The 6,275-nt window shown below is 72.0% G+C and carries 5 protein-coding genes; 1 reads left to right on the forward strand and 4 read right to left on the reverse strand.

All coding sequences use genetic code 11. The features are described 5' to 3' along the window. Positions 1-77: 77 nt before the first annotated feature. Genes HMPREF0058_RS01090 through HMPREF0058_RS01100 form a run of 3 tightly spaced genes read right to left on the reverse strand, consistent with a single transcriptional unit; the run spans position 78 to position 3,418 of the window. The gene (locus HMPREF0058_RS01090) at positions 78-692 is read right to left on the reverse strand and encodes a UbiX family flavin prenyltransferase (protein WP_006547800.1); all 615 of its coding nucleotides are present in this window, start codon (positions 690-692) and stop codon (positions 78-80) included. 6 nt (positions 693-698) lie between these two features. Then, positions 699-2,222 (reverse strand): UbiD family decarboxylase, encoded by a 1,524-nt coding sequence (locus HMPREF0058_RS01095; protein WP_050765651.1) that lies wholly within the window; start codon positions 2,220-2,222, stop codon positions 699-701. A 29-nt stretch (positions 2,223-2,251) separates the two neighbouring features. Continuing rightward, entirely contained in the window at positions 2,252-3,418 is a 1,167-nt protein-coding gene (locus HMPREF0058_RS01100; RefSeq protein ID WP_034236169.1) for a serine hydrolase domain-containing protein, read from the reverse strand. 113 nt (positions 3,419-3,531) lie between these two features. On the opposite strand from HMPREF0058_RS01100, the gene HMPREF0058_RS13090 reads away from it, so the two are divergent. After that, positions 3,532-3,744: a hypothetical protein gene (locus tag HMPREF0058_RS13090; RefSeq protein WP_081449127.1), complete on the forward strand. Its 213-nt coding sequence runs from the start codon at positions 3,532-3,534 to the stop codon at positions 3,742-3,744. Between the two features lie 17 nt (positions 3,745-3,761). On the opposite strand, the gene HMPREF0058_RS01105 is transcribed toward HMPREF0058_RS13090, so the two are convergent. Next, positions 3,762-6,275, reverse strand: a 2,514-nt coding sequence (locus HMPREF0058_RS01105) for an ABC transporter permease (protein ID WP_006547804.1), incomplete at its 5' end; no start/stop codon positions are given.

Raw genomic sequence — 6,275 nt, forward strand, 5'->3', positions numbered from 1 at the left:
GGCCTACCGTCAAGAAGGCACGGAAGCACGCGGGGGCCGCGGGCCATGGCGGCCGCCCTCGGCGCCTGAGGCGCCGCTCAGCGAGCCAGCTCGCCCTCGCCCCAGCGGCGCCGCTGCCAGCCCTCGGCCGGCTCGATATCCAGCAGGTCCAGGCACCGCCCCACCGTCTGGTCCACGATCTGCTCGACCGTAGCCGGACGGGTGTAGAAGCCGGGAACCGGCGGGACGACGACGGCGCCCGCCTCGGTCACGGCCGTCATGTTGCGCAGGTGGATGAGGCTGAGGGGCGACTCCCGGGCCACGAGCACGAGCCGCCGTCGTTCCTTGAGCGTCACGTCTGCCGCGCACGAGACGAGCGAGCTCGTCACGCCTGAGGCGATCTCCCCCAGGGTGCGCATGGAGCAGGGCGCCACCACCATCCCGCGAGTGCGGAAGGAGCCTGAGGAGATGGCGGCCGCCATGTCACTCGGCTTCCATACGACGTCAGCCAGAGACTCAACCTCCTCCTTCGACCAGTCCGTCTCCAGGGACCGCGTCAGCTGGCCGGAGGGCGAGATGACCAGGTGCGTCTCCACCGTCGTCGCCGCCAGTGCCTGCAGCAGCCGCACCCCGTAGACCGTGCCCGAGGCCCCGGTGATGGCGACGACGACGCGCTCGCGCCGCCGTGCACCGCGCAGCACCGTCTCACTCATGCCCGCTCACTCCTGTCCGTCCGGCTCGTAGGGAGCGCCGGCCGCCAGCCACGGCGCCGGGTCGACGTCGAGGAACTGGGCGCGCTCGAAGGTCTCACGCATCGCCCAGGGGTAGGTGGCGTCGTAGATGGTCTTGGTGGTCATGCCCTTGGCGCTCAGGCGCGGGTCGTAGGCCGGCTGCTGGCTCGGGTCCAGGACGTGGCCGCACACCCCGGGGATCGTGATGATGTCGAGGTCGCCGACCATGCGTGTGGTCATCGCCCACAGGACGTCGTCGGTGTCGAAGACGTCCACGTCCTGGCTGACCAGGATGACGTTCTTGAGCTCGTGGTAGGTCGCCAGCGCCACGAGCGCCGCCTGGCGGGCGCGGCCGTCGTCCAGCGCCGAGCGCTTGGCCACCTGGAGGACGGCGATGAGCTTCCCGCCACCGGCGGTGTGGGCGTAGACCTGGGTGACCAACCCCGGCAGCGCCGCGTCCAGGGCGTGGAGGATCGAGGCCTCGGTGGGGATCCCGGCCAGGCTCGTGTGCTCCTCCCCCGGCCCCACGAGAGTGTGGAGGACGGGGTGGTGACGCGTGGTCACCGCGGTGACGCGCATGAGCGGCAGGCAGGGGTTGGCCGGCCCGTCGTAGCCGGGGAACTCCGGCATGGCGTGACCGGTGCCGGTGTTGCGGTCCTCCACCACTCGCGTACCGGGCAGGATCTCGCCCTCGATAACGATCTCCGCGCGGGCGATGGCCAGCTGGTCCACGGTCCGCGCCGGGACGAGCTCGACGGCGTGGCCCCGCAGCCCTCCGGCGATCTGGAGCTCGTCGTAGCCGAAGAGGGTGGTGGGCGCCTCGAAGCAGGCCCCGATGGTGATCGCAGGATCGAGCCCCATGTTGATGGTCACCGGCAGCGGCTGCCCCGCTGCCTCTGCCTTGGCGCGGAAGGCGTCAATATGACGGCCGGGAGCGAAGAAGATGGACAGCTCGTCGCGTCCCTGGACGCAGATGCGGTGGATCGTGACGTCGCTGTGGCCGGTGTCCGGATCGCTGCCGTGCAGCAGTCCCAGACAGAAGTAGGGGCCGGCGTCCACCGGGGTGTTGGTGGGAGCCGGCAGGAGCCGGCGGATGTCGAAGTCCGGTTCGCTGGCCAGGTAGACCTCCTCCTGGGCCGGGGCGAGTGAGGGGTCGGCCGCCACCGCCGCGGCGTCGAGGACCACGGGGGCGACGGCGTCGTCCAGCGCCTGGGACATGCGCTGCCCCAGCGCGTCGGGGGCGCAGCCCAGCAGCCGGGCCACTCGGGCACGGTCTGCCATGAGACCCACCAGCACCCGCGAGCGCGGATAGCCCTTGACCGAGCTGAAGAGCATGGCCGGGCCGCGCTTGGTCGGCCGGGCCACCGTGCCCCCAGCACCCACACGCTTGTAGACGCCAGCCAGCTCGGCCTCGGGGTCGACCGGATAGTCCGTGACGACCAGCTGCTCGGCATCGCCGGCGAGCAGATCCAGGGCGTCGCGCAGGTCGCGGATCAGTGGTGCGTGGGTCATGTGCCTCTCCGTGTCTGAGGTGGTCTGGGTCATAAGGGAAGGACGGGGTCGAGCAGCGAGCGCAGGCGGGCCGAGAGCCGGACAGCGCGTGGGTCGAGCCCGCCGGGCACGGCCATGCGCCGGCGCACGTAACCGAAGGCCAGGCCGTACGTGGGGTCGGCGTAGCCGAGGGACCCGGCGGCGCCGTCGTGCCCGATGGCTCGCCAGGAGGCGAAGGGCGCGGTGTGGTGCGGTTTCTGCATGACGACGCCGTAGCTCGCCTCGATCCCGCCAAGCACCCGGTCCGGCCCGAAGCACTGCTCGGTGCCCATGATCGCCACAGTCTCCTCCCCCAGGAAGGGGGCCTGGCCGTCCACGCCGGTAACGGCGGCGGCGTAGACCCGGGCCAGGCCGCGGGCGGAGCCGACTCCGCCGATCGAGGCAATGCCGGCGGCGCGCAGGTGTCGCAGGTTGGGCTCGATGACGCCGTCGGGATCCATGGGCCCGGCTCCGAAGAAGACAACCGAGCCTAGGTCGTCCGCCACCCGCTCGGCCGGCGCGAGCGAGCCGTGGGGTTCTCCCACGTCCTGGCTGGTGACCGGCCCCTCCTCCAGGGGAGGCAGGACAGGGGCGTAGCGCGGCTCAAGGTCCTCAGGCAGCCCGACGTAGAAGTCGATGCCGTAGCGCTGGCGGACCTCGCGAGCGTAGGCCTCCTGAAGCTCCTCGCCGCCCACGCGGCGATAGAGCTCCTCCATGAGCGGGCCGATCGCGGTGCCGTGGTAGCCGAAGGCCCGGCCGGGGCGCCACAGCGGCCGCATGGCCGCCAGGCCGGCCGCGATCTCACGCGAGTCATAGCGTGTGGAGATCCGCGCGCCGGGAACGCCGACGACGCCGGCCTGGTGGCTGAGTAGCTGGGTGACGGTCACCGACTCCTTGCCGGCGGCGGCGAACTCGGGCCAGTAGCGGGCTACCGGAGCCTCCAGGTCCAGCTCACCGGCCTCAACCAGCCGGGCCAGGGTCAGGGCGGAGACTCCCTTGGTGCAGGAAAAGACTCCGGTGAGGGTGTCCGCCCCCTGGTGGGGTCCGGCCCACAGGTCGACGACCTGCTGGCCGCCCACGTAGGCACTCAGCTGAGCGGAGTAGTCCGGGTCCTGCGCCGCCATCTCAGCCATGAGCTCGCGTACGGGCTCAAGGCCCGGGGCGACCGTGCCAGCCACTTGGCCCGGCCCGGCCGGCCCGGCCCAGGGACCGCAACCGCCGGAGCCGGAACTGGAGCCGGAGCCCAAGCTGGAACCGGGGCCGAGGCCGCTCGGCGTCATGCTGTCCTGTAGTGCCCCGCTCATGCCAGGTGCTCCTTAAGGAAGGAGTCGACGACGCCGTGACCTATGTGGCCCAGCGCTGGCCGCGCGAGGTACGCCCGACCCTGCGTTCACGCATCGGCACCTACCTGCTCTACCACCGCAAGGCGGCTCCAGGCGACGCCGGAGCACCGCCCGCCCCCACCCTCAGCGCGCGATCTCATGAGCCGCTTGGCCGTCCCTGAGATCGCGGCGCCCAGGCTCAGACCACGAGGGCCTCGCGACGCAGCGCCTCCAAGCTCGTAGCCCGACGGCGGCGCACTGCCAGCGTCATGACGAGTGCGCTGGCGCAGCCCCACACCAGGAGGATGACGATCCCGCTGCCGAGGCTGACTCCCGCCGCCCCCAAGACCACCGAGCGCAGCGCGGAGGCCAGCACCGGAACCGGCAGGAAGCCTGCAGCCCCGGCGAAGACACCCGTCAAGGCCTGCGGTACCGAGGCCCCGACCACGCACACCGCCTGCGCCACCAGAAGCAGGACCGAGGCGCCTGTGCCACCACGGGTACCCAGGGCGGCAACCAGTGCAGCATGCAGCACCGTCATCGAGACAGCGCCGACGACTACGAGACCCACAACCTGGGCCAGCTCATCGGCCCCGCCGCCGAGGTCCGCACCAGCCAGCGCCACCACGGCCACTAGCAGCAGGGCCTGAGCAACTGCAAGGCCCAGCGCCGGGCGGAGCGAGGCGATCGCCAGGCGTGCCGAGCTCATGGAGGCCTCCACCCGCCGACGGCTGAGCAGGCCCAGACCCGAGACGATCACCAGCGCACCGACCCACAGGGCCAGGGACATAGCGGCCGGCATGCTCGAGCTCTTCGGGCTCGTGCGACCCACCTGTGTCTCGTCCACACTCACCGGCTGCGCCAGGGAGCTGGCCAGCGCACTGGCCTCCTCCTCGCTGTAGGAGGGGACGGCGTCCACGGCCGTGCGCAGGCCGTCCGCCAGGCTGGAGGAACCAGAGCTGAGCTGGTCCACCCCATCCTTGAGGGAGCCCGTGCCCTCGGCCAGAGAGCTAGATCCCTGGGCGAGCTGCACCGCACCGTCACGGGCCGAGCCCGCACCGGTGGCCAGGGAGTCGGTGCCGGCAGTCAGCTGGGCCAGGCCCTGCGCCAAGGAGGTGGACCCAGCCGATACCTGCCCGGCGCCCTGCGTCAGCGCCGCGGCACCGTCGCTCACGCCAGCGGCGCCGTCCACCAGCTGCGAGCCCTGCCCGGACAAGGTCGCGAGAGCCCCGGCCAGGGTGGCGCCCTGACCGGTAGCCGGGTTGTAGACATCGGAGGCCGAGCCCAGACCGGCAGCCAGGGCGGAGGCCCCGGACGCGGACTGCTGGGATCCCGAGGCCAGCTCAGCCACGCTCGAACGCAGCTCGGCCGCGCCCGCATTCAGCTGCTGAGCACCGGTAGCGACCTGGCTGACGGCTCCCGTCATCTGCGCAGAGGAGGCCGCCAGGGAGTTCAGCCCGCCCATGACCGTGCCCGAGGCCTGGGTGTCAGACTCCCCTCCCATTCCGGCCACCGCACCGGCCAGGTACTGGCACGTGGCGTCAGCCTGCCCGTGGTCGGCCAGGCACTGCTGGTAGGCACCAGCCAGAGCCTGAGAGACCTGGGCTGCCCCGGCCTGGGACTGGGCCACGCCTGCGGTGTAGTCGTTGACGGCTCCGTACAGGCTCTGGGAGCCCGCCGCAGCCGAGTCATCCGAGGTGCCGATGCCTGCGGCAGACTGCGCCGCCCCGTCAGCCAGCGCGTTGACGCCGCCGTAGAGCGTTCCGCTCTCCTGCGTGTCCGACGCCGCTCCTACGCCCGCCGCCAGTCGCGCGACGCCGTCGGCCAGCTGCCAGGCGCCGGGCAGGATCTGGGTGGTGAGGGTGGAGTAGGCCTGCCCCACGCCGGCGGTGTAGCTGGACACCCCTGCGCTCAGGCTGCTGGCACCGGCGGACAGCTCACCGGCCCCTGAGGCGAGGCTGGCGGCGCCCGAGTCAAGCTGGGCCGCGCCCGCGGCGGCACTGGAGGTGCCGGAGGAGAGGGTCGCCGCCCCTGAGCTGAGCTGTTCCAGTCCCTGGGTCAGGGACCCGGCTCCGCTCGCCAGCTGCTCGGCTCCCTCATCCACCTGTGTGACGCCGTCACCGACCTGGCCGACGCCGTCCGCCAGATCCTTGGCACCGTCCGCAGCCGTGCCCAGCTGGTCCTTCATCCCGCCGATCTGGGTCAGGGAACCGTTGAGGTAGGCCAGGGTCACGGTGGTGCCCAGCGAATCGGCGGCCGCCGAGACGATCTCCTGGCTGGCTGCCCCCACGGCCTGCGAGACCGAGCCCGCGGTGCTCACCGTGACGGTGGCCGGCGTGGCCTGGCCCGCCAACGTGTCCACGATCGACTGGCTGAAGCCCTGCGGGATCGTGATGACGACGTCGTAGGTGCCGTCCTTCAGGCCCTGCTCCGCCGTGTCCTGGCTGACCACGGAGTAGTCCAGGCGCTGCGTGGTGGCGCCGGTGCTTGAGCGTGCCGTCATGGAGTCCTCAGGGCCGGTCAGCCGGCCCACGAGCATGCGCCCGGCCGGCAGCGCCTGACCGTCGGCCGTCGAGGCTCCGGCACCATCAAGGTTGACGATGGCGGCCGGGATCGCCGCAGCCTGCGAGGCCGGGGTGGTGGCCGCAGACAGCACCATGAGGCCCGCGAGCGCGGGCACCAGGACGACGAGAACGGCGAGGATGATCGAGCG

The organism is Actinomyces urogenitalis DSM 15434, from assembly GCF_000159035.1.
Taxonomy (GTDB): Bacteria; Actinomycetota; Actinomycetes; order Actinomycetales; family Actinomycetaceae; genus Actinomyces; species Actinomyces urogenitalis.

Coding starts and splice junctions, on each gene's coding strand:
- HMPREF0058_RS01090 (WP_006547800.1), bottom strand. CDS start 692: ATGAGTGAGACGGTGCTGCGCGGTGCACGGCGGCGCGAGCGCGTCGTC.
- HMPREF0058_RS01095 (WP_050765651.1), bottom strand. CDS start 2,222: ATGACCCACGCACCACTGATCCGCGACCTGCGCGACGCCCTGGATCTG.